The 24,551-nt window shown below is 65.5% G+C and carries 29 protein-coding genes, 1 tRNA gene and 1 pseudogene; 17 read left to right on the top strand and 14 right to left on the bottom strand.

Features of this window, described 5'->3' with window-relative positions:
- The first annotated feature begins 257 nt into the window (after positions 1-257).
- On the top strand, positions 258-578 hold the full coding sequence (locus ACREB7_RS07420; RefSeq protein ID WP_431591653.1) for a DMT family transporter: 321 nt from the start codon (positions 258-260) through the stop codon (positions 576-578).
- Here ACREB7_RS07420 and ACREB7_RS07415 read toward each other — a convergent pair.
- Positions 575-2,209, bottom strand: a complete 1,635-nt coding sequence (locus ACREB7_RS07415) for an alkaline phosphatase family protein (protein ID WP_431591652.1) — start codon at positions 2,207-2,209, stop codon at positions 575-577. The genes ACREB7_RS07420 and ACREB7_RS07415 overlap by 4 nt on opposite strands.
- Positions 2,210-2,424: 215 nt before the next feature.
- Here ACREB7_RS07415 and ACREB7_RS07410 point away from each other — a divergent pair, with 215 nt between their 5' ends.
- The 6 genes from ACREB7_RS07410 (at position 2,425) to rplA (ending at position 6,926) form a co-directional block, all read left to right on the top strand.
- Positions 2,425-3,717 carry an MFS transporter gene (locus tag ACREB7_RS07410; RefSeq protein WP_431591651.1) on the top strand — a complete coding sequence of 431 codons (1,293 nt, stop codon included), beginning with the start codon at positions 2,425-2,427 and terminating at the stop codon, positions 3,715-3,717.
- A 182-nt stretch (positions 3,718-3,899) separates the two neighbouring features.
- On the top strand, positions 3,900-4,097 hold the full coding sequence (gene secE / locus ACREB7_RS07405) for a preprotein translocase subunit SecE (protein WP_431591650.1): 198 nt from the start codon (positions 3,900-3,902) through the stop codon (positions 4,095-4,097).
- A gap of 30 nt (positions 4,098-4,127) precedes the next feature.
- On the top strand, positions 4,128-4,664 hold the full coding sequence (nusG, locus tag ACREB7_RS07400; RefSeq protein ID WP_077028837.1) for a transcription termination/antitermination protein NusG: 537 nt from the start codon (positions 4,128-4,130) through the stop codon (positions 4,662-4,664).
- A gap of 40 nt (positions 4,665-4,704) precedes the next feature.
- A complete protein-coding gene (locus ACREB7_RS07395) occupies positions 4,705-5,634 on the top strand; it encodes an acyl-CoA thioesterase (protein WP_431591649.1) in 930 nt (309 codons plus the stop codon).
- A 157-nt stretch (positions 5,635-5,791) separates the two neighbouring features.
- Positions 5,792-6,223 (top strand): 50S ribosomal protein L11, encoded by a 432-nt coding sequence (rplK, locus tag ACREB7_RS07390; protein WP_056348400.1) that lies wholly within the window; start codon positions 5,792-5,794, stop codon positions 6,221-6,223.
- 4 nt (positions 6,224-6,227) lie between these two features.
- Positions 6,228-6,926, top strand: coding sequence for a 50S ribosomal protein L1 (gene rplA / locus ACREB7_RS07385; protein ID WP_431591648.1), 699 nt, complete (start codon positions 6,228-6,230; stop codon positions 6,924-6,926).
- Positions 6,927-7,077: 151 nt separating this feature from the next.
- Here rplA and ACREB7_RS07380 read toward each other — a convergent pair whose 3' ends face one another.
- From ACREB7_RS07380 to ACREB7_RS07370, 3 genes are all read right to left on the bottom strand, one after another.
- On the bottom strand, positions 7,078-7,665 hold the full coding sequence (locus tag ACREB7_RS07380) for an N-acetyltransferase family protein (protein ID WP_431591647.1): 588 nt from the start codon (positions 7,663-7,665) through the stop codon (positions 7,078-7,080).
- On the bottom strand, positions 7,662-8,063 hold the full coding sequence (locus ACREB7_RS07375; protein WP_431591646.1) for a ketosteroid isomerase-related protein: 402 nt from the start codon (positions 8,061-8,063) through the stop codon (positions 7,662-7,664). Before ACREB7_RS07375 ends, ACREB7_RS07380 begins: the two co-directional genes overlap by 4 nt.
- Before the next feature lie 127 nt (positions 8,064-8,190).
- Complete coding sequence (locus ACREB7_RS07370) at positions 8,191-8,808, bottom strand: DNA-3-methyladenine glycosylase family protein (RefSeq protein ID WP_431591645.1); 618 nt, start codon at positions 8,806-8,808, stop codon at positions 8,191-8,193.
- A gap of 102 nt (positions 8,809-8,910) precedes the next feature.
- Here ACREB7_RS07370 and ACREB7_RS07365 point away from each other — a divergent pair, with 102 nt between their 5' ends.
- Positions 8,911-9,225, top strand: coding sequence for a 2Fe-2S iron-sulfur cluster-binding protein (locus tag ACREB7_RS07365; protein WP_431591644.1), 315 nt, complete (start codon positions 8,911-8,913; stop codon positions 9,223-9,225).
- A gap of 6 nt (positions 9,226-9,231) precedes the next feature.
- On the opposite strand, the gene rlmB is transcribed toward ACREB7_RS07365, so the two are convergent.
- Complete coding sequence (rlmB, locus tag ACREB7_RS07360; protein WP_431591643.1) at positions 9,232-9,999, bottom strand: 23S rRNA (guanosine(2251)-2'-O)-methyltransferase RlmB; 768 nt, start codon at positions 9,997-9,999, stop codon at positions 9,232-9,234.
- Between the two features lie 80 nt (positions 10,000-10,079).
- On the opposite strand from rlmB, the gene ACREB7_RS07355 reads away from it, so the two are divergent.
- Both ACREB7_RS07355 and ACREB7_RS07350 read left to right on the top strand, forming a co-directional pair.
- Positions 10,080-10,165 (top strand) — tRNA-Tyr (locus ACREB7_RS07355).
- A gap of 443 nt (positions 10,166-10,608) precedes the next feature.
- Entirely contained in the window at positions 10,609-12,057 is a 1,449-nt protein-coding gene (locus ACREB7_RS07350; protein WP_431591642.1) for a pyridoxal phosphate-dependent decarboxylase family protein, read from the top strand.
- Between the two features lie 42 nt (positions 12,058-12,099).
- On the opposite strand, the gene ACREB7_RS07345 is transcribed toward ACREB7_RS07350, so the two are convergent.
- Together ACREB7_RS07345 and ACREB7_RS07340 are read right to left on the bottom strand one after the other, a co-directional pair.
- Positions 12,100-13,086 carry an NAD(P)H-dependent flavin oxidoreductase gene (locus ACREB7_RS07345; protein WP_431591641.1) on the bottom strand — a complete coding sequence of 329 codons (987 nt, stop codon included), beginning with the start codon at positions 13,084-13,086 and terminating at the stop codon, positions 12,100-12,102.
- An 88-nt stretch (positions 13,087-13,174) separates the two neighbouring features.
- Positions 13,175-13,366 (bottom strand): cytochrome P450, encoded by a 192-nt coding sequence (locus tag ACREB7_RS07340; protein ID WP_431591640.1) that lies wholly within the window; start codon positions 13,364-13,366, stop codon positions 13,175-13,177.
- 204 nt (positions 13,367-13,570) lie between these two features.
- On the opposite strand from ACREB7_RS07340, the gene accB reads away from it, so the two are divergent.
- Genes accB through ACREB7_RS07315 form a run of 5 tightly spaced genes read left to right on the top strand, consistent with a single transcriptional unit; the run spans position 13,571 to position 18,057 of the window.
- A complete protein-coding gene (gene accB / locus ACREB7_RS07335; RefSeq protein WP_431591639.1) occupies positions 13,571-14,071 on the top strand; it encodes an acetyl-CoA carboxylase biotin carboxyl carrier protein in 501 nt (166 codons plus the stop codon).
- Positions 14,071-15,438, top strand: a complete 1,368-nt coding sequence (locus ACREB7_RS07330; protein ID WP_431591638.1) for an acetyl-CoA carboxylase biotin carboxylase subunit — start codon at positions 14,071-14,073, stop codon at positions 15,436-15,438. The genes accB and ACREB7_RS07330 overlap by 1 nt, the downstream gene beginning before the upstream one ends.
- On the top strand, positions 15,435-15,860 hold the full coding sequence (locus ACREB7_RS07325; protein ID WP_431591637.1) for a biotin/lipoyl-containing protein: 426 nt from the start codon (positions 15,435-15,437) through the stop codon (positions 15,858-15,860). Before ACREB7_RS07330 ends, ACREB7_RS07325 begins: the two co-directional genes overlap by 4 nt.
- Entirely contained in the window at positions 15,857-17,278 is a 1,422-nt protein-coding gene (locus tag ACREB7_RS07320) for a 3-hydroxyacyl-CoA dehydrogenase NAD-binding domain-containing protein (RefSeq protein ID WP_431591636.1), read from the top strand. Before ACREB7_RS07325 ends, ACREB7_RS07320 begins: the two co-directional genes overlap by 4 nt.
- Positions 17,275-18,057: an enoyl-CoA hydratase-related protein gene (locus ACREB7_RS07315; RefSeq protein WP_431591635.1), complete on the top strand. Its 783-nt coding sequence runs from the start codon at positions 17,275-17,277 to the stop codon at positions 18,055-18,057. The genes ACREB7_RS07320 and ACREB7_RS07315 overlap by 4 nt, the downstream gene beginning before the upstream one ends.
- A gap of 3 nt (positions 18,058-18,060) precedes the next feature.
- On the opposite strand, the gene ACREB7_RS07310 is transcribed toward ACREB7_RS07315, so the two are convergent.
- The 4 genes from ACREB7_RS07310 to ACREB7_RS07295 all read right to left on the bottom strand — a co-directional run bounded on the left by ACREB7_RS07310 (position 18,061) and on the right by ACREB7_RS07295 (position 20,832).
- Positions 18,061-18,870: an enoyl-CoA hydratase/isomerase family protein gene (locus ACREB7_RS07310; protein ID WP_431591634.1), complete on the bottom strand. Its 810-nt coding sequence runs from the start codon at positions 18,868-18,870 to the stop codon at positions 18,061-18,063.
- Positions 18,871-18,874: 4 nt separating this feature from the next.
- Complete coding sequence (locus ACREB7_RS07305; protein ID WP_431591633.1) at positions 18,875-19,516, bottom strand: 3-oxoacid CoA-transferase subunit B; 642 nt, start codon at positions 19,514-19,516, stop codon at positions 18,875-18,877.
- Positions 19,517-19,529: 13 nt separating this feature from the next.
- The gene (locus ACREB7_RS07300) at positions 19,530-20,213 is read right to left on the bottom strand and encodes a 3-oxoacid CoA-transferase subunit A (protein ID WP_431591632.1); all 684 of its coding nucleotides are present in this window, start codon (positions 20,211-20,213) and stop codon (positions 19,530-19,532) included.
- A gap of 79 nt (positions 20,214-20,292) precedes the next feature.
- Positions 20,293-20,832, bottom strand: coding sequence for a flavin reductase family protein (locus ACREB7_RS07295; protein ID WP_431591631.1), 540 nt, complete (start codon positions 20,830-20,832; stop codon positions 20,293-20,295).
- 145 nt (positions 20,833-20,977) lie between these two features.
- On the opposite strand from ACREB7_RS07295, the gene ribB reads away from it, so the two are divergent.
- Together ribB and ACREB7_RS07285 are read left to right on the top strand one after the other, a co-directional pair.
- Entirely contained in the window at positions 20,978-22,138 is a 1,161-nt protein-coding gene (gene ribB / locus ACREB7_RS07290; protein ID WP_431591630.1) for a 3,4-dihydroxy-2-butanone-4-phosphate synthase, read from the top strand.
- A 31-nt stretch (positions 22,139-22,169) separates the two neighbouring features.
- Positions 22,170-22,646 carry a 2,4'-dihydroxyacetophenone dioxygenase family protein gene (locus ACREB7_RS07285; protein WP_431591629.1) on the top strand — a complete coding sequence of 159 codons (477 nt, stop codon included), beginning with the start codon at positions 22,170-22,172 and terminating at the stop codon, positions 22,644-22,646.
- Positions 22,647-22,715: 69 nt separating this feature from the next.
- Here ACREB7_RS07285 and ACREB7_RS07280 read toward each other — a convergent pair whose 3' ends face one another.
- The 3 genes and pseudogenes from ACREB7_RS07280 to ACREB7_RS07270 all read right to left on the bottom strand — a co-directional run.
- Complete coding sequence (locus ACREB7_RS07280; protein WP_431591628.1) at positions 22,716-23,432, bottom strand: TetR/AcrR family transcriptional regulator; 717 nt, start codon at positions 23,430-23,432, stop codon at positions 22,716-22,718.
- Positions 23,433-23,760: 328 nt separating this feature from the next.
- On the bottom strand, positions 23,761-24,255 hold the full coding sequence (locus tag ACREB7_RS07275; protein ID WP_431591627.1) for a hypothetical protein: 495 nt from the start codon (positions 24,253-24,255) through the stop codon (positions 23,761-23,763).
- Positions 24,240-24,551, bottom strand: a pseudogene (locus ACREB7_RS07270) (uroporphyrinogen-III C-methyltransferase); the annotation flags it as partial. The gene ACREB7_RS07275 and the pseudogene ACREB7_RS07270, both read right to left, overlap by 16 nt.

Raw genomic sequence — 24,551 nt, 5'->3', positions numbered from 1 at the left:
GACAACCTGGCCGAGGCCGGATCGGCGACGCCGGCGAGCGGATGGTTCGGTTTCCTCCCGACGACCCAATCGTCGCGCTCCGTAGAAAAGGATTTTGTCGCGGCCGATATGGGGCTAATGGGTGCCGACCGGTGTCGTTGCCGCCCCGCAATATTGGGGCAATGGGCAACGCCGCCGACAGAGGCCACGTCCTCGCCCGCGCTCGCGGGCCTTCAAGTCCGGGACGGCCCGGCAGCCCGTTGAAGGAGGCTGCCACCATGGCCTGGATTTATTTGACTATCGCTGGTCTGCTTGAAATCGTCTGGGCCTTTGCGATGAAGCAATCGGATGGTTTTACGCGCCCCACCGCGTCGGCAGTCACGCTGGTCGCGATGGTCGCCAGCTTCGCCCTGCTGTCGCTGTCGCTGAAATCGCTGCCGCTCGGCACCGCCTACACGATCTGGACCGGCATCGGCGCGGTGGGGGCCTTTGCGGTCGGCATCATCGTCCTCGGCGAGCAGGCGAGCGCGATGCGGATTCTTGCCGCGCTGCTGATCGTTGCGGGGCTGGTGTTGATGAAGCTGTCGTCGCCCGCCTAAAGCGCGTCGAGCATCGCCCTCATCCTAGCGACATAGGTGCCGGCGTGGCCGTGCGTGGTGATCTTGTGGAAATCGGCGACGATATCGGCGACCGCCCGTTGGCCGCTCTTCTCGGCGAGTTCGATTTCGGTCTTGAGCAGGACATGCAGGAACCCGATCATATTGCCCGACCGGGCGAGGGGCAGGTCGTCGGGCGGCGCCTCCGCCCTCGGTTCGCGCGCCGGCGGCTTGACCGGATCGACGAGGGTGGTGGGGATATCGGTCCGCGCCGCCGGCTCGCTCAGCAGGGTCCACAGGTCGTTCGCCTGCGCGTCGCGCGCTGTCAGATGCTTCAGCCCCAGTTTCGTGCGCAGCGTCGCGAGGATCGAGGTGTGATCATAGGGCGTCGGATCGACCTTCCCCCGGGGCACCCACGGCGACACGATCACGGCGGGTACGCGCACCCCGTAGCGGCTGAAATCGAAGCAATAGCGGTTGAGATATTCCTGGCCCGCCGGGGTCTTGTCGCCCGGCGGCACCGCGCTCCCCGGCGCCACGCTGTCATAGAAACCGCCATGCTCGTCATAGGTGATGATCAGCAGGCTGGTGTCGCGGATCGGCGACTTTTCGCCGAAGACCGTCTCATAGACGAATTTGATCAGCCCTTCGCCGCCATAGCAATTGTCCTCGGGGTGCTGCGACGATCCGCCGACATAGGTCGGTCCGTCGAACGTCTGCCCGTCGGGATCATGCTGTTTGGCAAAAAAGCTCGCGCCGAAATTGGGTTCGATGAAGGTATAGGGGATTTCGGCATAGGCCGCGCTGCCGTCGGCACGGCGGGCGTGGACGTCGCCTTCGAACCAGCCGAGCGACCAGATATCGGCAAGGCTCAGCCTCTTCAGCGACGCGACCTGCGAAATCCAGCCGCCCTGCCAGGCGTGCGAGGGTTTGTCGCTGAACGCATTGCTCTTGTCCTGATACAGCCGGAACCGGTGGCCCGCCGCGCGCAGGGCGTCATAGATCGAGCCATTTTCATATTCGAAGCCGCGCAGCGTTTCCCACGGCAGTTCGCTGTTCATCTCGGGGCTGACGTCCATCCCCGCCGATGATCCGCCATGGACGAAGAACCGGTTGGGCCAGGTCGGTCCCGGCAGCGAACTGTGCCAGGCGTCGCACACCGCAAATTCCTGTGCGAGCTGGTACAATATGGGCAATTGCGCGCGCGTGTCGAAGCAGCCCATGATGTCCCTGTAATCGGCTGGATCGGGGGTGCCCGTCCCTTCGCTGACCGAGGTCGCATAGCTGCTGACAAAACCGCTGAGGTCGATCGTGGGATAATGGCATTGGCTGCAATCGACCGGATGCGGATCCGTCTTCGTGCCCTTGTCGCAGCGGTTCAGATAGGCCTTCGCCGCGTCGGCGCCGCATAATTGCTGCAGCACATCGGGAAACTCGTGCCCCGGATCGGTGGTCATCGACCAGCGCGCGGGAGCGTGGATCGGATAGGGGACGCCGCGATAGCTGTTCGAGGCATCGGCCGGCGCGACGCGCAGTCCCGGCAGCCCCGACCGCCCGAGCATCTGGTCGAACGAATGATTCTCCAGCATCAGCACGAAGATGTTGGTGATCGCGGCCTTGGCGACGTCGGACATGGTCGATCCCCCCCGGAATGAAACACATGCGCCCTGTATTTTCGTCAACTTGTGGCCCGATGCGCCGGGGACGGCAATCGAAAATCGAACCGCGTTGTTGACATGAATGTCAATTACTGAAAGCTTCGCGGCGGGATTGGAGACAAGGCGACGTGGCAGAGCAACAGGCTTCGACGGCGCCGTCCGTCCCCGCGATTTCCGCGCCGGTCGGTGACATGCCCGACACATCGCTTCGCCCGCGCACCGTCGTCGCCTACGCCGCGACCGCAGGGCCGACCGCGATCCTCAGCCTGCCGTTCAGCGTCTATCTGCCGCCCTATATCGCCGAGGGCGGGGTGATCGCAGTCGGTCTTGTCGGGCTGCTCTTTTCGCTCACCACGATCTGGGACGGCGTCGTCGACCCGCTGATCGGGACGATGATCGACCGCGTCCGCACCGGGCTCGGCGCGCACCGGCGCTGGATGCTGCTCGCGCTGGTGCCGCTGGCGCTGCTCCTCCTCACGATCGTGACCGTCGGCAATGCCTTGCCCTTCGCGGCGCTCTTCCTGCTGATGGTCCTCTTCTATTCGAGCTACAGCCTCTATGAGGTCGCGCAGCTGTCGTGGGGGGCGGCGTTGGTGCGCAGCCCCGCCGACAGCGCGCTGCTGTACGGAATGCGCGACTGGTTTGCGAAGATCGCGCTGATCGGCGCCTTTGCCGCGCCTGCGGCGGCGCAGCTGGCGATCCCGGGGATCAGCCTGCAGGGGCGTATCCTCGCTTATGCCAGCCTGTTCCTGCTCATGGTGCCCGTCGCGCTGTTTGCGATGCGGCTGGTGCCCTTGCGCAGCGTCGTCGCCGAACCCGGCATCGGTTGGCGGAACGAGATCCGCGCCTCGTTCGGCTTCACGCCGCTGATGCTGCTGTTCGGGGTGACCTTTCTCAACAGCTTCGCCTTTGGTTCGCTGACCTCGCTCTTCATCTTCTTCGCCGCCGCGGTGCTCGATCTCGATACCCAGAGCGCGGTGCTGCTGTTCGCGAGTTTTATCGGGGGCGCCATCGCATCGCCGATCTGGACCTTCCTGGCGCGTCGCTTCGGCAAGCCAAGGACGATGATCGCGATGGCGCTGCTGATTTCCGCCCTTTTGCTGGGGACGCTGGTGCAGGAGCCGCGCGGACTTGCACAGGCGGCGGGCTTTTCGCTGTCGCTCGGCACCGGCTTCGTCGGCCTGCTGTTCATCTATTCGATGCTCGCCGACCTCGTGCCGCGCGACGCCGAACGCTGCGGGCGCAGCCGCTCGGCCTTCCTGTTCGCGCTGCTCAACCTGATGCAGAAATTCGGCGTCGCCGCTGCGATCGCGGTCAGCTATGCGCTGCTCGGCCTTGTCGGTTTCGATCCGCAGAACGGTAAAGCGTCGGCGAACGCGCTGCACCTGTTGTTCGTGCTGCAACCGGTGACCGCCTGGGCGATCATGGTCGGCCTGCTGCTCGCGATGCGTCCGCACATGCCCCACCGCGCCGCCAGCCTTTGACTTGCAATCGCTCCCGCGCGCAAGTAAAGGCCGCTCCATTCGGACAGATGCGCCGTTTTCCTTCCGCCTTTCGCCGACATGCTCGGGGAGGGTGGGCGGACTATTGCCCAAAGCATGGTTGACGCTTGGGCAGTGGCAACCCATCTGGCCGATATTCGGACGCTTACGAGGACAGCAGGATCATGGCGAAGACCAGCCCCGGCCAATTCATCAATCAGGTGAAGGATGAAGCGCGCAAGATCGTTTGGCCCACCGGCCGCGAGACGGTGCAGACGACGATCCTGGTGCTGATTATGACCACGATCCTCGCCTTCTTCTTCCTCGGCGTCGACACGGTTTTCAACGCGATCGTCAGCTGGCTGACGTCGCTCGCGCGCTGATCCGCGCAGGCTTACAGGGATAGGATAGACATGGCGCGCTGGTACATCATTCACGCCTATTCGGGTTTCGAGAACAAGGTCCGCGATTCGGTGATCGCCGAAGCCGAGCGCATGGGCCTGTCCCAGCTCGTCGAATCGGTCGAGGTCCCGGTCGAGACGGTGACCGAAGTCAAGCGCGGCAAGAAGGTGCAGGCGGAGCGGAAATTCTTCCCCGGCTATGTCCTCGCCAAGCTGACGATGACCGATGACGTCTATCACCTCGTCAAGAACACCCCGAAGGTGACGGGCTTCCTGGGGTCGATGGGCAAGCCGCAGGCGATCAGCGAGGCCGAAGCCGCACGCATCCTGAACAGCAAGGAAGAGGCCGCAGCCCGCCCGAAGCAGGAAATCCGCGTCGACTACGAAATCGGCGACCAGGTCAAGGTGCTCGACGGTCCCTTCGCCAGCTTCAACGGGCTGGTCGAGGAACTCGATTTCGAAAAGGCGCGCGTCAAGGTCAGCGTCTCGATCTTCGGTCGCGCCACCCCGGTCGAGCTCGACTTCGAACAGGTCGAGCGCATGAAGTGACGGCCCGCGCCGTCGTTCTCCTCCAGGAACGGACAAGCAGATGAGCCTGACTCCCGACGCGATTCAGGCCCGCATCGACCGTGCCCGTGCGATCAACGCCAGCGTCGATGTCGGCGAAGTGGTCGCCGCCGTCGCGCGCCTGTTCGACCTCGACGCCGTGTCGGGGGTCGACGACGAATTTACCTTTCCCGCGCTCGCGACCACCGCGCGCGACCGCATCTTCGGCGGCCAGGTGATCGCGCAGGCGATGGTCGCGGCGGCGCGCACCGTCGATCCCGACAAGCGGGTCCATTCGCTCCACGCCTATTTCCTGCGCGGCGGCGACGAGACCAAGCCGCTGCATTTCCGCGTCCACCGCGATTTCGACGGACGCAGCTTCGCCAACCGCCGCGTCGTCGTGCGCCAGGACGGGAAGGTGATCTTCAACCTCACCGCCTCGTTCCAGAAACCGACCCCGGGCCTCGCGCATCAGGTGCCGATGCCCGAGTTGCTGCCGCCCGAAGAATGCCGCGATTTCCTCGAGACGATCGCCGCCGACCCCAATGTCTCCGAAGACTCGTTCAACCATATGGCGCGGCGGCGTCCGTTCGAGCTGCGCAACCATCGCCCGCCCGCGTCGGCGAAGGCGACGCAGCATTATCAATGGTTCCGCGTCGCCGCGCCGATCGGCGACGACCCGCTCGTCCACCAGGGTTTCCTTGCCTTCGCGTCGGACATGGGGCTGCTGTCGTCGGCGATGCTGCCGCACGGGCTCAACTGGTCGACCCCCGGCCTGTTCTCGACCAGCCTCGACCATGCGATGTGGTTCCACGACGATGTGCGCGTCGACGAATGGTTCGTCTATGTGATGGATAGCGACTGGTCGGGCGCCAGCCGCGGCCTCAATCGCGGCTCGATCTATCGGCAGGACGGCACGCTGATCGCTTCGGCGGTGCAGGAAGGGCTGCTGCGCCTCGCGCCACAGGGCTAAAAGCCTTGCTTCGCCGCCGATTTCCGTCTACCGGCGCCGCTTCGCGTCAGATACGGGCGTGATTCCGCGCGGGAGGAGGGGGTGATGCCCCTCTGTTCGACCGCTTATTTTGAGGGTCTCCGGCAACGGATGCCCGACAGAAAGAAAGGAGGCCATCATGGCCAAGAAGATTAGCGGCTATATCAAGCTGCAGGTACCGGCAGGGACCGCAAACCCCTCGCCGCCGCTCGGGCCGGCACTCGGCCAGCGCGGTGTCAACATCATGGAATTCTGCAAGGCGTTCAACGCCGCGACCGATTCCATGGAAAAGGGCACCCCGACCCCGACCATCATCACCGTCTTTGCTGACAAGAGCTTCAGCTTCGTCACCAAGACGCCCCCGGCGACCTATCTGATCAAGAAGGCCGCGAACCTGAAGTCGGGCTCCAAGGAACCCGGCAAGATCAGCGGTGGCAAGATCGCGCGCTCGAAGCTCGCCGAAATTGCCGAGATCAAGATGAAGGATCTCAACGCGAACGATCTGGAACAGGCAACGAAGATCATCGAGGGCAGCGCGCGCTCGATGGGCCTCGAAGTGACGGAGGGCTGATCCGATGGCAAAGCTGACCAAGAAGCAGAAGGCCCTCGAGGGCAAGGTTGACGCGCTGAAGCTTCACGCCGTCGACGAAGCGATCAAGACCGTGCGCGAGCTGGCCTCGGCCAAGTTCGACGAAACGCTCGAAATCGCGATGAACCTGGGCGTCGATCCGCGCCACGCCGACCAGATGGTCCGCGGCGTCGTGACGCTCCCCGCCGGCACCGGCAAGGACGTCAAGGTTGCGGTGTTCGCGCGCGGCGACAATGCCGAAAAGGCGCTGGCCGCCGGCGCCGACAAGGTCGGTGCCGAAGACCTGATGGAAGATATGCTCGCGGGCAACCTCGACTATGGCCGCGTCATCGCGACGCCGGACATGATGGGCATCGTCGGCCGCCTCGGCAAGACGCTGGGTCCGAAGGGCCTGATGCCGAACCCGAAGCTGGGCACCGTGACCCCGAACGTCGCCGAAGCCGTGAAGGCCGCCAAGGGCGGTCAGATCGAATTCCGCGTCGAAAAGGTCGGCATCATCCACGCCGGCCTCGGCAAGCTGTCGTTCGGCGAGGAAAAGCTCCGCCAGAACTTCGACGCCTTCGTCGATGCGATCGTCAAGGCCAAGCCGGCCGGCGCGAAGGGCAAATATGTCCGCAAGATCGCGCTGTCGTCGTCGATGGGCCCGGGCGTCAAGGTCGACACCGCCGACGTCACCGGCGCCTGATTTCAGGCACATGACTTAGGGAAGGGCCGGGGGAAACCCCGGCCCTTTTCTTATGGGATGATGGCGGTCTTCGGGGCGGGGAGCCGACGTTGCCGATCCTCCCCATGCTTCGTCACAGGGAGGATTGGATGGTCCATCGACCTTTGCGTGCTCAGAGTGCCCGCGTCCAATATTGGAGGTCGTGCGGCTCCTCGCCGCTGCCGCCGACCGTTTTCCACTCGAACGACGCGGTCACGCCCGCGAGCGGAGCATAGCCGCGGCCGCGCCAGAAGGCGTCGAGCGGGCGGTAGCTCTCGGGCCGGGCCGGGTGGTCTGCGGCCCGGATGACGCTGCAGAAGGCGGCGCGCGATGCGCCCAGCGCGCGTGCCTGCGCTTCGCGGCGGTCGAAGAAGGCGTGGCCGATGCCTTGGCCGCGATATTCGGGCAGCAGCACCGATTCGCCGAAATAGAAGGTACGGGCGATGTCGAAGCCCGCCGCGGCGAGCGGCACCTGCCAGGCTTGGTCCTGTGTGGCCAGCGGCGCGGCGGTGGCGGCGCCGACGATCATATCGCCGTCGCGCGCGACAACGATCACCGCGCCCTCTGCGGCGGCGAAGGCGGCGAGATAGTCGGCCTCATAGGCGGCGTCGCCATCGTAGAGATAGGGGAAGGCGTGAAAGACGGCGATGCGGAGTTCGGCGAGCGCGGGCAGCACATCGGCAAGCCCCGCGCCGGTCATCGGCGCAACGTCGATCGTCATGCGCCGACCTGTTGGAGCCAGTCGGCGAGATTATAATAGGTGGTGATGCGGTCGATTTGCCCGGCCGCGTTCACCGACAGGAAGGCGCCGGCGGGAAGGCGGTACGTCTGGCCCGTCGCTTCGGGCAGGCCGTCGTCGGTCGCGAGATAGGTGCCATTGACGATGAACTCGGCGGCGGCGCGCTCGCCTTCGACAAAGATCACCATGTCGGTGAGCTGCTCGCGGTAGCAGCGCGTCATATGCGCGTTGAAGTCGGCGAACAGCGGCTTGCCGTGGCGCGGCTCGCCCTGGTTGACGTCATGCCGCACATCGTCGGCGACGAGCGCGAGCATCGCGTCGGTGTCACCGCTATTGAACGCGGCATAATAAGCGGTGACGATGTCGCGGGTGGTGGTCATGGCTATTCGGTCCCCATTTCAAGCTCGTCATTGCGAGCGAAGCGAAGCAATCCAGAGCGGTTTACGCGACTCTGAATTGCCGCGTTGCTTCGCTCCTCGCAATGACGAAGTTTGTGATATTTCGGGGCTAAATCACCGCCATATTATAGCAATGCCAGCTGAAGATCGCCGCGGCGCCGCGGTGGGGGCGCCAGGCTTCGGCGATCTCGCGGATCGTCTTTTCGCTCGGCCGCGCGTCGAGTTGCATGATGCGGCCGACGGCTTCCTGCACCGCAAGGTCGCCGGCGGGCCAGATGTCGGGGCGTCCCTCGGCGAAGAGCAGATAGATTTCGGCCGACCAGCGGCCGATGCCCTTGACCTTGGTGAGCAGCGCGATCGCCTCCTCGTCGTCGGCAGGCAGGGCATCGAAGGCGAGGTCGCCGTCGATGACGAGCTGCGCGAGGCTCTTGGCATAGCCCTGTTTCTGCGCCGACAGGCCGCAGGCGCGTAGCGCGTCGAAATCGGCAGCGGCCATCACCTCCGCCGGGCATCCCTCGCCGAATCCGGCCTCAAGCTTGTTCCAGATCGAGGTCGCGGCGGCGACGCTGACCTGCTGGCCGACGATCGTGCGCAGCAATGTGGCATAGCCGGGTGCGCGGATGCGCGGCTCGGGGTAGCCCGCATGGCCGAGCGCCCGCGCGAACCCCGGCTCGATCCCGGCGAGCGCGTCGATTCCGGCGTTTAGCTGCTGCTGGCTCAGGCCCATGCCGATATTCTCCTTTTGTTCCGACTTGTCTAACTAGCAGCGCTTGATTTGCCGCGCAACGCGCGACATAGCGCACTCGAATCGAACGATATGGGGATGCACATGGCCAAGCTGATTGTGGTGACGCGCGACGGGACCGAACATGAGATCGAGGGCGACACCGGCCTGACCGTGATGGAAAATATCCGCGACGCGGGTTTCGACGAACTGCTCGCGCTGTGCGGCGGTTGCTGTTCGTGCGCGACCTGCCACGTCCATGTCGAGGTCGCGGTGGGCGACATGCCCGCGATGAGCGAGGACGAAAACGACCTGCTCGATTCGACCACCGACCGCGACGACAGCTCGCGCCTGTCGTGCCAGCTGCCCTTTACCGAGGCAATGGACGGCCTGAAGGTGCGGATCGCCGCCGAGGATTGACCCGCGTCAGCGGCCCGCCGTGGCGACCGCGTAAAGCGCGATCGCCGCGGCGTTGGAAATGTTCAGGCTTTCCATGCGCGGCGAGATCGGCAGTTTCGCCAGCACGTCGCAATGCTCCATGACATTGTGGCGCATGCCGTCGCCTTCGGAGCCGAGCACCAGCGCGACCTTGCTGCCGTCAAGGACCGACCCGAGCGTCGTGTCGGTGTCGCCCATCAGCCCGATGCGCCAATATTGCGCCTCGGCGATCTCTTCGAGCGCACGCGACAGGTTGACGACGCGCACCCATGGCACCATTTCGAGCGCGCCCGACGCCGAGCGCGCGATGACGCCGCTCTCGGGCGGGCTGTGGCGATCCTGGGTGACGATCGCGGCGGCGTCGAAGGCGGCGGCCGAGCGCAGCACCGCGCCGATATTATGCGGGTCGGTGACCTGATCGAGGACGATGATCGGGCGGCGGCTGTCCGCGTCCGTCTCTTCCTGTAACAGGTCGCCGAGATAGAGGCCCTCAAGCGGGTCGACCTCGATCACCAGCCCCTGGTGCGGCGCGTCGCGCGCGACGAGTCGCGCGAGGTCGGTGACCTCGGCATAGCTGATCGGAACCACCGGCGGCAGGTCGAGCTGGCCCAGCGCCTCGCGGGTGCCCCAGATCCGCTTGACGGTGCGTTCGGGGTTGGCGAGTGCGGCGAGAACGGCGTGCCGGCCCCAGAAACGAATGGGTTGTCCCTTGGACGATTGGCCGGCGGGGCGACGATGGCGTGAAAATTGTCTCATAACGCCGCGCCTTTCCCACGAGCGGCATTGACAGGCAAGCCTCGTTTCGCCATTGGGCCACTTCCCAAAGCGGACCCCATGGACAGGTGGCCGAGTGGTTAAAGGCAGCAGACTGTAAATCTGCCCGGGTTTCCGTACGCTGGTTCGAATCCAGCCCTGTCCACCATTCCCCATCCCCACCCATCCAAGTTGCGCCCGGAAGTCGAGGTTTCCTGCGGATCGCGGCAGTGATTCGCGCCCTGACCTGTCCACGCCGATCCACCTTTGGCCGATGTCGAGTGTGGGAAAAAATGGGGAAAACAAGGAGCCCTGAAAAGGCTTTCTGCAACCTGGGCGAAGGCCGAATCCGGGTCGGACGCAATGGTGAGAGGACATGGTCGGAAATCGATTGGGAAGCGCGCCTACCGCCGTGGACCGCTATGGGAGAAGCGCCGTGAGGTGAGGGCCGCATGGTCAAAATATTGCCCGCCCTTCCGCGAACAATGGCCGTTCGCACGTCAGGACGCTGTGGGCGTTTTGTCCCGCCTGTTCAGGCATGAAGCGTGCAAGCCTTGCGCGTCGCCCGTTCCTGCCTGACAGAGAGGTTTCCACCTGGTAGCGGATGATGTCGTGACCTCAGAAAATATGGGCGGTCTCCTCGAAGAGATTGAGCGCAAGCGGCTGGCCATGCGTCCGCTCGAGCCCGACCAGAATGAGTGCGAACGTCTGGGCCAGCAGGCGCTCGACCATGCGCTCGACTATCTGCGCCAGATTCCCGAGGGTCCGAGCAACTGGCCGGCTGACGGCGTATTTTCTCACCGCCTCGATCCCGAGTTCCCGGAGGTTGGCCGCGAAGCGACGGCCATATTCGACTATATCGCCGAGGCCGTCGATCGACCCGGCTTCGCCGCGACCTCGCCGCGATTCATGGCCTATATCCCGGGCGGCGGGCTTTTTCACAGCGCGCTTGCCGACATGCTCGCCGCCACGTCGAACAAATATTCGGGCTTTGCGTCGGCGAGCCCGGGTGCCGTTCGTCTCGAAAATCTCGTCACGCGCTGGCTGGCGGACGTCGTCGGGTTTCCGGCCGAAGCCGCAGGTACGCTGACCTCTGGCGGCAGTATTGCCAACCTCACCGCGATCGTGGCGGCGCGCGATGCGCGCGACCCCGACGGCGGCGGGGCGGTCTACCTCACCCGCTGCGCGCATCACTGCGTCGACAAGGCGCTGCATATTGCGGGCCGCGCCCGCGCGCCGCGGCGAACGATCGCCACCGATCCGCACCAGCGAATGGATCCTGCGGCGCTCGCCGCAGCGCTCGAAGCCGATCGCGCGGCCGGGATCAAGCCCTGGCTGGTCATTGCCTCGGCGGGAACGATCGACACCGGCGCGGTCGATCCCTTGCGCGACATTGCGGCCTTGTGCCGGGACTATGGCGCCTGGTTCCACATCGACGGGGCTTATGGTGGTCTCTTCGCCCTGTGCGACGAGGGCCGCGCGATACTGGACGGCATTGAACTGGCCGACAGCGTCGCGCTCGATCCGCACAAGACGCTGTTTCTTCCCTATGGGACCGGCGCGGTGCTGGTGCGCGACGGCCGCCACCTGCTCGCGTCGTACAGCTCGAACGCCGCCTATATCGAGCCGCTGGGCGACTATGGCGTGGGTCCGTCACCGGCCGATCTTTCGGTGGAGCTGACGCGGCACTTTCGGGCGCTGCGGCTTTGGCTGCCCTTGCAGCTCGCCGGCGTGGCGGCGTTTCGGGCGGCGCAGGCCGAAAAGCTTGCTCTGGCGCGCTATTTTCACGCGCGAATGCAGGGGGTTGCGGGCATCGAGACGGGGCCTCCCCCGGACCTCTCGGTCGTCGCCTTCCGCTATGTGCCGAAGTCGGGGGATGCCGATGCCTATAACGAGGCGCTATTGCGGCGCCTCGTCGATGACGGGCGCATTCTTCTCAGTGGAACGCGCGTCGATGGAACCTATGTTCTGCGCTGCGCAATCCTGTCATTCCGCACGCACATCGAACATGTCGACGAGGCGATCGATACGATCGTCGCTGCCATCGCGGAAGCGGCTTGAGGGCGAGCGAGGGCGACGCTCGGCCTTTGCGGACAGCCAGCCTTAGCCGTACGCCATCATGGCCGCGAGGCGGCGCGCGATGATCGTGTCGGCGTCGGCCATGATCCGATCGATCAGGTCGCGGCAGGTCGGCAGGTCGTGGATCAGGCCCTGCGCCATGCTGGCCCAATAGACGCCATGATCGAGGTCGCCGTTCGACAACAGTTCGCGGCCCCGTGCACCGGCGACAAGATGGGCGACGTCAGCGAAGGTCGAGTCAGGCTGATTCAGGACGCGAACGACGTCTTCGGCCACGCGATTGCGGCCGACGCGTGCGGTGTTGTTGAGCTTGCGGAACAGCAGGAGCGTGCCGCGTTCGTCATTGTCGAGATACGCCCGTTTGACGTTGGGGTGGATCTGCGCCTCCTGCGTCGCGCAAAAGCGGGTGCCCATGTTGACGCCGTCGGCGCCGAGCGCGAGTGCCGCGACGAGCCCGCGGCCGTCGGCGATGCCGCCGCTGGCGAGCAGCGGCACCTTGACCTTGTCCGCCGCCGCCGGGATCAGGACCAGCCCCGGTATGTCATCTTCGCCCGGATGGCCGGCGCACTCGAACCCGTCGATCGACACGGCGTGCACGCCGAGCCGCTCGGACGAGAGCGCATGGCGCACCGACGTGCATTTGTGGATGATCGTGATGCGGCGCGCGTGCAGCATGTCCCACACCTCGCGCACGGCCGGGGTTCCCGCCGTTTCGACGATGGTGATGCCGGCGCCGGCGATCGCATCGACGATGGCCGGATAGTCGGGCGGGTTCATCGTCGGAAACACCGAGATGTTCACCGCGAAGGGCTTTGCGGTCATCGCCTGGCAGCGCTCAATCGCATCGCGCAGCGCCGCAGCCGACGGGAAGGTGAGGGCGGTCAGCATGCCAAGGCCCCCCGCATTCGACACCGCCGACGCCAGTTCGGGCACGCCGACGATCTGCATGCCTCCCTGCACGATCGGATGTTCGATCCCGAGCAATTCCGTGATCCGCGTGGTCAGCGCCATCTGCTTCTTTCCGTTGCGTCGGTTGTGCCCGACTTTAGCGCTCGGCCTGAGCGGGGGGAGGCGTCGCTATGTCGCCGAAATGCGGGCCCTACCATTCCAGCCAGAAGGACTCGGTCCCGGAGGTCACGCCGCCGAGATGCCGGATTTGTTGACCGGGCTCGAGCCGGAAGCCGGGGATCCGGGCGAACCATTCTTCCAGCAGGATTTTGATTTCCAGCCGGGCGAGGAACTGGCCGGGGCAGATGTGCGGGCCAGCGCCGAAGGTGACCTGCTTCTTCACCGCGCGGTCGAGGTCGACCTCGAACGGGCAACGTGACCAACGAATCCTATATCACGGCGGTCTCGACCTACCTTGACACGCTTGTCCGCTATCGTGGTAAGCCTTCGGTTTACGGCGTCTCGGTCCAGTTCAAATATTGATCAGCCTTCCGGCGTGCGGGGTCGTCATCGCTGGCGACCCCGCACTCATTTCAGGACAACAAGAATGAGTTCCGGCGAATTTCCCGAGAAATTGACCTTCCTGCTTCAGGAGTTCGAGCGCTCATCGCTTCGGGAAGTGCATATCCGGCGCGGCGACATCGAAATTCATCTGTCGCGCGGCGCGGCGTCGGCGCGCAGCGCCCCGGTTCGCCGGGACGGGCAGGGCGGGGTTCCGGCTCCGACCGTAAAGGCTCCGGCCGCCGCGCCGGCTGCAGCCGCTGCTGCGGCACCCGCCGCCGATCCGGCGGCGAACCTGCCGCCGGGCGGAGTGATCATCACGGCGCCCAACATCGGCACCTTCTATCGTTCGCCCAAGCCCGGCTCCGCGCCCTATGTCGAGGTTGGCGACACGATCGCCGAGGGCGACGAGCTTTGCCTCATCGAAGTGATGAAGCTCTTCACCGCGCTCAAATCCGACAAGGGCGGACGCATTCACAGCATCCTCGTCGAAGACGGCGTCATGGTCGAGGGTGGGCAACCCCTGTTCGTGGTGGTGCAAGGCTGATGGCGATCAAGCGTCTGTTCGTCGCCAATCGCGGTGAGATCGCCCTCCGGGTCGTTCGCGCCGCGCAGGCGCTCGATATCGAAACCGTGGTCGCGGTGTCCGAAGCCGACCGCGACAGCGCCGCTGCGCGCCTTGCCGATCGCGCGATCGTCGTCGGTCCGGCGGCGGCCGCCAAATCCTATCTCGATCCGCGCCTGATCGTCCACGCCGCCCGCGAAAGCGGCTGCGACGGGCTCCACCCGGGCTATGGTTTCCTATCGGAGCGCGCCATTCTCCCGCGCCTCTGCAACCAGCATGGCATCGCCTTCGTCGGACCCGAGCCCGACATGATCGACGCGCTCGGCGACAAGCTCCAGGCGCGCGCGATGGCGGGCGCGGCCGGCGTCCCGCTCGTGCCCGGAAGCGAATGCATCGCGAGCGCCGCCGATGCGCGCCGCGAGGGCGACCGGATCGGCTATCCGGTGCTGCTCAAGGCATCGGCGGGCGGCGGCGGCCGCGGCATGGTCATCGCGCATAATGGCGACGACGCCGAGGCGGGCTTTCACCGTGCATCGGCCGAGGCGGTCGCCGCCTTCGGCGACGGCACCCTCTTCATGGAGCGCTTCGTTCCCGAAGCGCGCCACGTCGAAGTGCAGCTGATGGGCGACGGGCAGGGCCGCGTCCTCCATTTCGGCGAGCGCGACTGCTCGGTCCAGCGCCGCTACCAGAAGCTGATCGAGGAGGCGCCCTGCGCCGCCATGTCCGACGCGCTGCGCGCGCAGCTCCACCAGTCGGCGGTCGATCTCGCCGCCAGCGTCAATTATCGCAACGCCGGCACTGCGGAATTCCTGTTCGACGTCCAGCGCCAGGAATTTTATTTCATCGAGGTCAATGCGCGTATCCAGGTCGAGCATCCGGTGAGCGAGATGATCTCGGGCTTCGACCTCGTCCAGGAACAGATTCGCATCGCCGGCGGCGCGACCCTGTCGGTCGCGCAGGACGACATCAAGCTTTCGGGTCATGCGATCGAGCTGCGTATCAATGCCGAGGACGCCGCGCGCGACTTCATGCCGAGCCCCGGGCGCATCACGCGCTGGGAACCGCCGACGGGCGAGGGCATTCGCCTCGACAGCCATATGGCGGCGGGCGCGATGATCCCGCCCTATTATGACAGCATGGTGGGCAAGCTGATCGCGCATGGCCGCGACCGCGCCGATGCGATCGCGCGACTGGTCGCCGCAATCGACGAATTTGCGATCGAAGGCGTGCCGACGACGCTCGGCCTGCAGCGCGCGATCATCACGCACCCCGATTTTATCGAGAACCGGATCCATACGCGCTGGCTCGAACAGGTCGTGCTGCCCGACTTCGGAAAGGCAGCGGCATGAGCGACGTCCAAGACCCGTTCGCGGCCGCGATCGACGACCTGCGCGCGCTGATGACGAGTTTCCTCGATAGCGACTGGTCCGAGGCGCATGTGATCGATGCGCGCGGCGAGATCTTCATCGCGCGCGAAGGCGGCGGGCCCAATCCGTTGCTCGACGAAGTCGGCGGCTATGAAGCGGCCGATGTCCCGGCGGCGGGCGCGCTGCGCGATCTTGCTGCGCCGCATGTCGCGACTTTGGTGTCGATCCTCGCGCCCGGCGACCGGGTCGCGGCGGGCGCCGAACTCGCGCGGCTTTCGGTTCTCGACGAAGAACAGCCCTTCCTGTCGTCGGCGGCGGGCGAAGTGGCCGAGGTCTGTGTCTCGGCGGGCGCGCTGGTCGAGCATGGTACGATCCTCGTTCGCTTCCGGGAATCGGGCGAATGACGACCGTTTCGCGGGTCGCCGTGTGCGGCGCCGGCGCCATGGGATCGGGAATTGCGCTGATCGCCGCGCAGAGCGGCGCGACCGTGCGCCTGTTCGATCTCTCCGCCGACGCGCTCGCCGCCGCGCGGGCGCGCACCGGCAAGGCGCTCGACGGTCTGGTCGCAAAGGGACGCCTCGAAGCCACCGACGCGGCCGCGATCCTAGGGCGCATCATCTGCACCGAGGATCTCGCGACGCTCGCCGACAGCGAGTTGGTCATCGAGGCGATCGTCGAAAATGCCGCGATCAAGGCCGAGTTGTTCACGCGGCTCGAAGCGATCGTGGGGCGCGAGGCGGTCCTGGCGAGCAACACCTCGTCGTTGCCCATCGCGGGCCTCGCAAAACCGCTGGCGCAACCCGAGCGCTTCGTCGGCATGCATTTCTTCAATCCGCCCGCCGCGATGAAGCTGGTCGAGATCGTCTCGGGTCCGGCAACCGATGCGGCCGCGTCCGACACCGTCACCAATGCGGCCAAGGCGTGGGGCAAGGTCGCGGTGCCGGTCGCCGATGTGCCGGGTTTCATCGTCAACCGCGTCGCACGCCCATTTTATGCCGAAGCCTTCACTGCGCTCCAGGAACAGGCGGCGAGTGCGGGGGCGATCGACGCGGCGGTCCGCGCCGCGGGCTTTCGCATGGGGCCGCTCGAACTCACCGACTTCATCGGACAGGACGTCAACTTCACCGTCGCCCGCTCGGTCCATGACGCCTATTTCGGGCGTACCCGCTTCGTGCCGCAGCGCGCGCAGGCCGCGCTTGTCGATGCGGGCTGGTATGGGCGCAAGACGGGGCGCGGTATCTATGATTATTCCGAAGGCGCTCCGGTGCCCGCCAGCATCGACGCCGAACCGCGACCGGCTCCGGACGGGCGAGGCCGTGCCGAAGCCGAGGCCCTGCTTCGCTCGGCGCCCGGCGACCTCCTCGCTGTCGGCGGCGCCTCGCTCGGCATCACCGCCGGGCGCACGGCAAGCGCTCTTGCGACCGAAACCGGCAGGCCGGTTGCGCTGATCGACTGGACGCTGGCCGAGAATGAGGGTCCGATCATCTTCGCGGCGTCGGACGGTGCGGCGGCCGAGGTCGCGATCGACCTCGCGGGCGCGCTCGGGCGCGCCGCGATCCGCATCGCCGATCGTCCGGGCCTCATCGTCTGCCGCACGCTTGCGCAGATCGCCAACGCCGCCGCCGACGCCGTGTTCGAGCATGTCGCGGGCGAGGAGGACATCGATGCCGCGATGCGCTTTGGCGCCAATTATCCTGTCGGCCCCTTTGCCTGGGCCGATCTTTACGGTCGCGGGCGGGTGCGCGCCGCACTCGCTGCGATCGCCGACGAAACCGGCGAGGCGATGTATCGCCCGTCGCAATATATGAGGAACTGGATGTGAGCGAAGCCGATGCCAGCCTGATCTGCGAGCGGCGCATCGAACATGTGCTGCTGCTGCGCCTCAACCGGCCCGAGAAGCGCAACGCGCTCGCAACCGACCTGCTCGGCCGCATCGCCGATGCGCTCGACGCGGCGGCGAGTGATCCCGCCGTGCGTGCGGTGATCGTCACCGGAAACGAGAAGGTTTTCGCGGCGGGCGCCGACATCGGCGAACTCGCTTCGCGCGATACGGCCGGGGCGATGAACGATCCGCGGCCGGCAATCTGGGCGCGGATACGGGCGTTTTCCAAGCCGCTCATCGCCGCGGTCGAAGGCTGGTCGCTCGGCGCGGGCAACGAGCTTGTCATGTGCTGCGACCTTGTCGTCAGCGGCGCTTCGGCGAAATTCGGACAGCCCGAAACCAATCTCGGGATCATTCCCGGGGCCGGCGGGACCGCGACCTTGCCGCGTATCGTCGGGCGCGGCCGGGCGATGAAGATGGTCCTGCTCGGCGAGGCCCTGACCGCCTCCGAAGCCTTGCATGCGGGCCTTGTGACCGACGTCGTCGGTGACGGCCAGGCCGTCGCGGCGGCGCTCGAACTCGCCGAAAGGATCGCGGCGCGCGCGCCAATGGCCATGCAGCAGGGGAAGGCGCTCGTCCGCGCGGGTTTCGAGACTCACCAGACGGCGCATCTTGCGATGGAGCGCCAGGCGTTCGCGGGCCTGTTCGGCACCGCCGACAAGGTCGAAGGCGTATCCGCCTTTCTGGAGAAGCGCCCCGCCGTGTGGCAGGGGCGTTAGGTTTCAGCCGGCAGTGCTCCGATCGGAACCGCTCCGCGACTGGAGCGCATCGCGCACGCCGCTACGGCTGGCGTCATTTTCGACCAGGTCGCCCGAGGCGCGTTGCGACCTCTCATAAGCGGCGAGCCATGCCGTGCCTTCGAGTTCGAGCGTATCGCGTTTGCGCGCTCGCATCGCGGCGGGGTCTTTCGCGGCGAGTTGCTCTGCCAGCGCTAGCGCGCGGGGGAGAACCTCGCTCTCCTCGACGACATAGTTGAAGAAGCCCGTCGGCTCGAGGTCCGCCGCAGTGAAGCGCGCGCCGGTGTACAGCATCTCGCGCAATTTCGGTTCGGGGAGCCGCAAGGCGGCAAAGCGGCCCGCGCCGCCGCTGAGCAGCCCGAAATCGATTTCGGGGACGGCGAAAGCGGCCGATGCGGCGGCGATGCGAAAGTCGCAAAGGCTGGCGAGGACCATGCCGAGTCCGATCGCGGCCTTGTTGATCGCCGCGATCGTCGGCCGGTCGAGCGCATGAAAGCGCGGTAGCACGCTGTTGATGAAGGCGTAGCGTTCGGCGCGCGCCGCCTTGGTGATTCCCTCGAAATCCCGGAGGTCGGCGCCGCCGCACCAGGCGCGCGCATCGTCGGGGGCGGCGAGGACGAGCGCACGGATCGCCTCGTCGGCCTCGACATGGGCGATCAGGTCGCCGAGCGCGCGATATTCCGCGATCGAGAAAGCATTGACCGGGGGGCGGCAAAACGTCGCGATCGCGACACCATCGGCGCGGCGTTCGAGCGTGAACGCCCCGAAGGCGATCGATCCCGACGTTTCCGCCACCGCGTCAGTCGGCCATTTCGAGGTCGAGGCCGGTGAGCTTGCGCAGCGCGGCGAGATCGAGCCCGTCGACCATCTCGACGACCTTCGCGCCATCGGGGCCGAGGTCGAAGATGGCGAGGTCGGTGTAGAGCCGCGAAATGCATCCAAGCCCGGTCAACGGGTAGCTGCATTCTTTCACGAGCTTGCTCTCGCCGGTCTTGGAAAGCAGGTCCATCATCACGAAGACCTGCTTCGCCCCGACCGCGAGGTCCATCGCGCCGCCGACCGCCGGGATCGCGTCGGGCGCGCCGGTGTGCCAGTTGGCGAGATCGCCTTTCTCGGACACCTGATAGGCGCCCATTACGCAGATATCGATATGGCCGCCGCGCATCATCGAGAAGCTGTCGCCATGGTGGAAGAAGCAGCCCCCGGTGAGCAGCGTCACCGGCTGCTTGCCGGCGTTTATGAGGTCCCAGTCGATATCGTCCTCGGCGGGTGCCGGCCCCATGCCGAGAATGCCATTCTCGCTGTGAAGGAAGAAATCGCCATCGGTGGGGAGGAAATTGGCGACCTTGGTGGGAAGCCCGATGCCGAGATTGACATAGGTGCCTTCGGGAATGTCCCTGGCGACGCGCGCCGCGAGGGTTTCGCGATCCATCCGTTGCATGTCCATGTCTCCTTCAGGCCGCCGTTGCGGCGCGGGTGGGGATCGCGACGATGCGATTGACGAAAATGCCGGGGGTGACGACGATCTCGGGGTCGAGTGTCCCCAAGGGATCGACCTGTTCGACCTGTACGATCGTGTTTTTGGCCGCCATCGCCATGATTGGGCCGAAATTGCGCGCCGCCTTGCGATAGACGAGATTGCCCCAGCGGTCGGCGGCCCAGGCCTTCACCAGCGCGAAATCGGCGTGGATCGGATATTCGAGGACATAGTGGCGCCCGTCGATCTCGCGCGTTTCCTTGCCCTCGGCGAGCATCGTTCCATAGCCTGTCGGCGTGAAGACGGCGCCGAGGCCCGAGCCTGCGGCCTGGATGCGGCAGGCGAGATTGCCCTGCGGCACGAGCTCGAGTTCGAGATCGCCCGCGCGATACCGTGCCTCGAAATGCACCGAATTGGCCATGCGCGGATAGGAGCAGATGACCTTGCGCACCCGGTTCGCCTTGATGAGGGCGGCGATGCCGACTTCGCCGGTGCCGGCATTGTTGCTGATGATCGTGAGGTCGGTGGCGCCATGATCGACGACGGCGTCGATCAGTTCGGCAGGGACCCCCGCCTCGCCGAAACCGCTGATCATAATCGCCGCACCATCGTGCAGGCCCGATACGGCCTCGGCGGCGGATGCGGCCAGCTTGTCAATCATCTGTCCTGTCCCTTGATTTGCCCAACATCGTTCAATCCCGTCGCCGGCGGCCGTCTGACGCGACCTAATGCTTGTCCTTTTACGCCGCCACCAGCGGCGCCGGCGTACAATATCCGCCATCCATATAGAGCAAAGGTTCGGCGCCCGCCGTCCTGCTCATATGCCGCACGCGACCGATGAAGATATCGTGCGTGCCATGGCTGTGCTTCGCCTCGAGTTCGCACTCAAACACCGCGACCGCACCTTTCAGCATCGGCTGGCCGAGTTCGCCTTCATCCCATTGGCCGTCGAGAAATCGCGCTGTGCCCGAGAGGCCGCGCTGGGCTGAGAAGATCGCGACCGTTTCGACGTCCCGGGGCGAGAGCAGGTTGACGCTGAATCGCCCCGAGGAGGCGATCAAACCGTTCGCGCTGGCGTTCCGATTGACGCAAACGAGCAGCATCGGCGGCTCGGCGCAGAGCGAATTCCACGCCGTCGCCGCCATGCCGGTCCGTTCGTCGCCATCGGCCGAGCAGATCAGCGCGACGGGTCCGGGGACCACGCGCATTTGCGCGACGAAGTTCGCCCGGTGATCGTCGGGGCAGCAGTCGGCCTGCAAAGGGACGGCGCTATCGGCCACTTGAGAACTCCAAAACCGATGAATGATCGGATATTGATATCATTGTCTACGAGATATTCAAGGTATCTCTTGGTATTTTTGTCTGAATGACGTAGATAATACGATTGATCATTGGATTTATGGATGGACTCGAAGGAGCGCGATCATGGGTGATGTGGCAACGGCGGCTTCCCTTGTCGCGCGGGGGGGAGGAAGGCGTCATGAGCTCGCGATAGCGACGGTCGAGGAAATCATCGACGAGGCGCGCAATGGGCGCATGTTCATCCTGGTCGACGATGAGGATCGCGAGAATGAAGGCGACCTCATCATCCCCGCCCAGATGGCGACCCCCGACGCGATCAACTTCATGGCCAAACATGGGCGCGGGCTGATCTGCCTCGCGCTGCAGCGGCAGCGCACCGAACAGCTCGGGCTCGAGATGATGTCGAACCAGAACCGGACGCGCCACGAGACCGCGTTCACCGTGTCGATCGAGGCGCGCGAAGGCGTCACCACCGGGATCAGCGCCGCCGACCGCGCGCGCACGATCGCGGTAGCCATCGACGCCGCGCGCGGCCCCGCCGACATCGTGACCCCGGGACATGTCTTCCCGCTCGTCGCGCGCGATGGCGGCGTCCTCGTGCGCGCCGGGCATACCGAGGCGTCGGTCGATGTCGCACGCCTGGCCGGACTTAACCCGTCGGCGGTGATCTGCGAAGTGATGAAGGCCGATGGCAGCATGGCGCGGCTCGACGATCTCATGGAGTTCGCGGCCGAACACCGGATGAAAATCGGGACGATCCGTGACCTCATCGCCTATCGCCGCAAGCATGACCGCATGATGAAGCGGATCGGCGAGCGAAAGGTCGTGAGCGAATTCGGTGGTGAATGGAAAGCAATCGCCTTTGAAAACACGTCGACCGGCGAGGAAACCCTCGCACTGGTCAAAGGCGAAATCGATCCGGCGAAGCCGACGCTGGTGCGAATGCATCTGCTGTCGATCATGCACGACGTCTTCGCCGAGGCCTCCGATCGCACGCACCTCGTCGAGAAATCGATGGAGATGATCGGGGCGGCGGGAAGCGGGGTCATTGTGATGATCAACCGCTTCGTGAACGACTATGTGAGCCGCGCTCTCATCCCGTCGACCGACCCGGTGCGCCGCGACATTGCGCGGAGTCTCGAGCTTCGCGATTATGGGGGCGGCGCCCAGATCCTCGCCGAGCTCGGCGTGCACGACATGATCCTGCTGACCAACGCCCCGCAATCGCTCGTGGCGCTCGAAGGCTATGGCCTGTCCATCGTCGAACAGCGGCCGATTTCCTGAGCGCGGCCATCTGCGATGAGGAGGTGAGGCGATGATGGACGTCAGCCCGTGGAGCCCCGCGGAGATCGTCGAAACGGCCGTGTCTGACGACCCGCGCCACTGGGTTCCTGCTGCGACCGAGGGGGTTTGGATGCGTCCGCTCCTCTTCGATACCGTGCGCGGCGCGTGGACGAATGTCGTTCGCATCGACATGCATGGCTTCATCAGTCGCCACGCGCATCCGTCGCCGGTGCACGGATATGTCATTCGCGGATCATGGCACTATCTCGAGCGCGACTGGCGCGCGGAAGCCGGGAGCTATGTCTTCGAAGCGCCGGGCGACATCCACACGCTGACCGGCGACGGATTTTCCGAAACGCTGTTCTGGATCACGGGAACGCTCATCGAACTCGATAGCAACGGCAAGGCGGCCGGCTATGCCGATGTCTTCACACGGATCGAGCAGGCCGCCGCGCATTTCGAAAAGGTCGGCCTCGGCAGGGATTATGTCCGCAGGTTCATCCGTTAGACCGGCTGCAGCGAGCGCATCGCGATTCGGCCCATAGGATATCCGGTTCCGCTCCGCATCCCGGCCTTCTTATCCGTCGAGCTTCGCTTCGGCCTCCAGCAGCCGCACCAGCCGTTCGGCCATCTCGGACCCGGCCTTGGTCAAATTCTTGGGCTTGCGGTACAACAGCCAGGTGATGATCAACTGGCTTGATCCGCCGATGATCAGCGCCGCCGTCTCATAGAGATTCTGTTTCGGCGATACCCAGCCTTCCGATATGCCCTCTTCCAGCAACTTGATGACCGGCTTCGCAAAATCGTTGATGCTCGTCTGGACCTCGGTGTCGACGACCAGCACGCTGGGCCAGATTTCGAGATAGAAGAGGCGGGCCCAATCCGCATGCTCGCGGGCATAGTCCGCCGACAGCGTCAGATAGAGCACCAGGCGCTCGCGCGCGCTTTCCTCGCCCGTCAACGCGTCGCGGTAGGATTCGAAAAAGGCCGAGAGATTCTTGAGCGGAAGATCATAGGCGAGATCCTCTTTGCTCTTGTAATATTCATAGAGGGTCGACGTCGAAATGCCTGATTCTGCGGCGATATCGGCAATCCTCGAGCGCGAAATCCCGTCGCGCGCGAACACCCGCAAGGCTGCGGTCAAAATCTGCTGCTCGGTCCGCTTGCTGCGATCCTGCTTGCGCTCGGTGCCACGGCGCGAGCGATCCGTTATTTCCGCAAGAAGAATATCCCAATCGTCGCCGGCCGCTACTTCCACGCCGCCTGCGGGCGCAAGTTTACCTGCCTTGGGCATGCCGCCTCCAAATCCGATCTTTGTCCAGCTTTAGCCGGAGAACTCCGCCTGTCTCTGCACGTCTAAGCGCATCCCTACAAGCTGAAAACCGGCAAGAAAAGGACCGAAGCCATCCGATCCGCCACCATGAACCATGCTCAGCTGATCGTAAACGGTCCCAGCTGCCCGAGTGAACGCCGGTTGAGATCATGGCCCGGATATTCCTCGCGCTCACGAAAGCGCGGCAGGACGACGCCGCCGTTTACGAGGTCCGCTATGGCAAGGGCGGGCGAGGGTGCGCTCCCGCTGCGGTCTTCCATTCCGATCTGGCCAATATCGCAAAGAGCGATCACGGATAGAGGCGCTCGATCATCGCGTTGAATCTCGCCGGCATGTCGGTCCCGGCGGATATCGTCCGAAAGCGCTGTCGCAGCATGGCGAGCCGCACGAGCGAGCGGGACTCCGCTTGCCGGTCGTTTGGCGCCAGCGCGGCCCGAAAGGCGAGTTCCTTCACCAGCGCGACGACGCAGTCCGCCGCGTCTGGCAGCTCCATCGCCGCGAAACCGATGCGGGCGGCGGACCAATGAGGAAGCTTCGCCGGGGCGGAAAATGGCGCGTCCCGGTCGCCGGTCAGGATCGCGATCGCCAGCGCGGTGCTCCAGATGATGCGCTCGCCTTTGGTCAAAGATCGGTCGCCAAGGTCCCGGACCCTGCGATCGATCGCGCGCAGCACCGCATCATGTCGATGGCGCTGCCGCTGATGGACGGGCATCGCGGGGCAAGGCGGCTCGGCCCCCCGCCTGGTCCGGCGGGACGCCAGCCATAGGCTCAACAGGATGGACATGGCGCGGTCTCGACGCGCGTCGTTGCCGCCTCGGCGCGTAGGATGGCGGCGCCGATCAGGATGAGGGTCGGCGCGTCGGCGGTCAGCGCCCGCGTCGCCAGACCGAGCAGGTCGAGGCGGGTCGTGAGTCGTTGCTCGTCGGGGCGGCTGATGTTGCAGGCGATCATCACCGGCATGTCCGGTGCCATGCCGGCGCCGATCAGGCCGCGCGCGAGGTCGGCGGCGGCATCGCGCCCCATATAGAAGGCGAGGGTCGATCCGCCGCGCGCGAGCGAATGCCAGTCGAGGTCGAGGGC

The sequence above is a fragment of the Sphingopyxis sp. genome, assembly GCF_050725615.1.
Lineage (GTDB): Bacteria > Pseudomonadota > Alphaproteobacteria > Sphingomonadales > Sphingomonadaceae > Sphingopyxis.
Note: the sequence above shows the minus strand (reverse complement) of the source record. Positions and strands in the feature narration are given on the sequence as shown.

Bases quoted from the DNA above. Each gene is read 5' to 3' on its own strand.
- ACREB7_RS07420 (WP_431591653.1), top strand. From the start codon at position 258: ATGGCCTGGATTTATTTGACTATCGCTGGTCTGCTTGAAATCGTCTGG.
- ACREB7_RS07415 (WP_431591652.1), bottom strand. From the start codon at position 2,209: ATGTCCGACGTCGCCAAGGCCGCGATCACCAACATCTTCGTGCTGATG.
- ACREB7_RS07410 (WP_431591651.1), top strand. From the start codon at position 2,425: ATGCCCGACACATCGCTTCGCCCGCGCACCGTCGTCGCCTACGCCGCG.
- secE (WP_431591650.1), top strand. From the start codon at position 3,900: ATGGCGAAGACCAGCCCCGGCCAATTCATCAATCAGGTGAAGGATGAA.
- nusG (WP_077028837.1), top strand. From the start codon at position 4,128: ATGGCGCGCTGGTACATCATTCACGCCTATTCGGGTTTCGAGAACAAG.
- ACREB7_RS07395 (WP_431591649.1), top strand. From the start codon at position 4,705: ATGAGCCTGACTCCCGACGCGATTCAGGCCCGCATCGACCGTGCCCGT.
- rplK (WP_056348400.1), top strand. From the start codon at position 5,792: ATGGCCAAGAAGATTAGCGGCTATATCAAGCTGCAGGTACCGGCAGGG.
- rplA (WP_431591648.1), top strand. From the start codon at position 6,228: ATGGCAAAGCTGACCAAGAAGCAGAAGGCCCTCGAGGGCAAGGTTGAC.
- ACREB7_RS07380 (WP_431591647.1), bottom strand. From the start codon at position 7,665: ATGACGATCGACGTTGCGCCGATGACCGGCGCGGGGCTTGCCGATGTG.
- ACREB7_RS07375 (WP_431591646.1), bottom strand. From the start codon at position 8,063: ATGACCACCACCCGCGACATCGTCACCGCTTATTATGCCGCGTTCAAT.
- ACREB7_RS07370 (WP_431591645.1), bottom strand. From the start codon at position 8,808: ATGGGCCTGAGCCAGCAGCAGCTAAACGCCGGAATCGACGCGCTCGCC.
- ACREB7_RS07365 (WP_431591644.1), top strand. From the start codon at position 8,911: ATGGCCAAGCTGATTGTGGTGACGCGCGACGGGACCGAACATGAGATC.
- rlmB (WP_431591643.1), bottom strand. From the start codon at position 9,999: ATGAGACAATTTTCACGCCATCGTCGCCCCGCCGGCCAATCGTCCAAG.
- ACREB7_RS07345 (WP_431591641.1), bottom strand. From the start codon at position 13,086: ATGGCGCTGACCACGCGGATCACGGAATTGCTCGGGATCGAACATCCG.
- accB (WP_431591639.1), top strand. From the start codon at position 13,571: ATGAGTTCCGGCGAATTTCCCGAGAAATTGACCTTCCTGCTTCAGGAG.
- ACREB7_RS07330 (WP_431591638.1), top strand. From the start codon at position 14,071: ATGGCGATCAAGCGTCTGTTCGTCGCCAATCGCGGTGAGATCGCCCTC.
- ACREB7_RS07325 (WP_431591637.1), top strand. From the start codon at position 15,435: ATGAGCGACGTCCAAGACCCGTTCGCGGCCGCGATCGACGACCTGCGC.
- ACREB7_RS07320 (WP_431591636.1), top strand. From the start codon at position 15,857: ATGACGACCGTTTCGCGGGTCGCCGTGTGCGGCGCCGGCGCCATGGGA.
- ACREB7_RS07305 (WP_431591633.1), bottom strand. From the start codon at position 19,516: ATGCAACGGATGGATCGCGAAACCCTCGCGGCGCGCGTCGCCAGGGAC.
- ACREB7_RS07300 (WP_431591632.1), bottom strand. From the start codon at position 20,213: ATGATTGACAAGCTGGCCGCATCCGCCGCCGAGGCCGTATCGGGCCTG.
- ribB (WP_431591630.1), top strand. From the start codon at position 20,978: ATGGGTGATGTGGCAACGGCGGCTTCCCTTGTCGCGCGGGGGGGAGGA.
- ACREB7_RS07285 (WP_431591629.1), top strand. From the start codon at position 22,170: ATGATGGACGTCAGCCCGTGGAGCCCCGCGGAGATCGTCGAAACGGCC.
- ACREB7_RS07280 (WP_431591628.1), bottom strand. From the start codon at position 23,432: ATGCCCAAGGCAGGTAAACTTGCGCCCGCAGGCGGCGTGGAAGTAGCG.
- ACREB7_RS07275 (WP_431591627.1), bottom strand. From the start codon at position 24,255: ATGTCCATCCTGTTGAGCCTATGGCTGGCGTCCCGCCGGACCAGGCGG.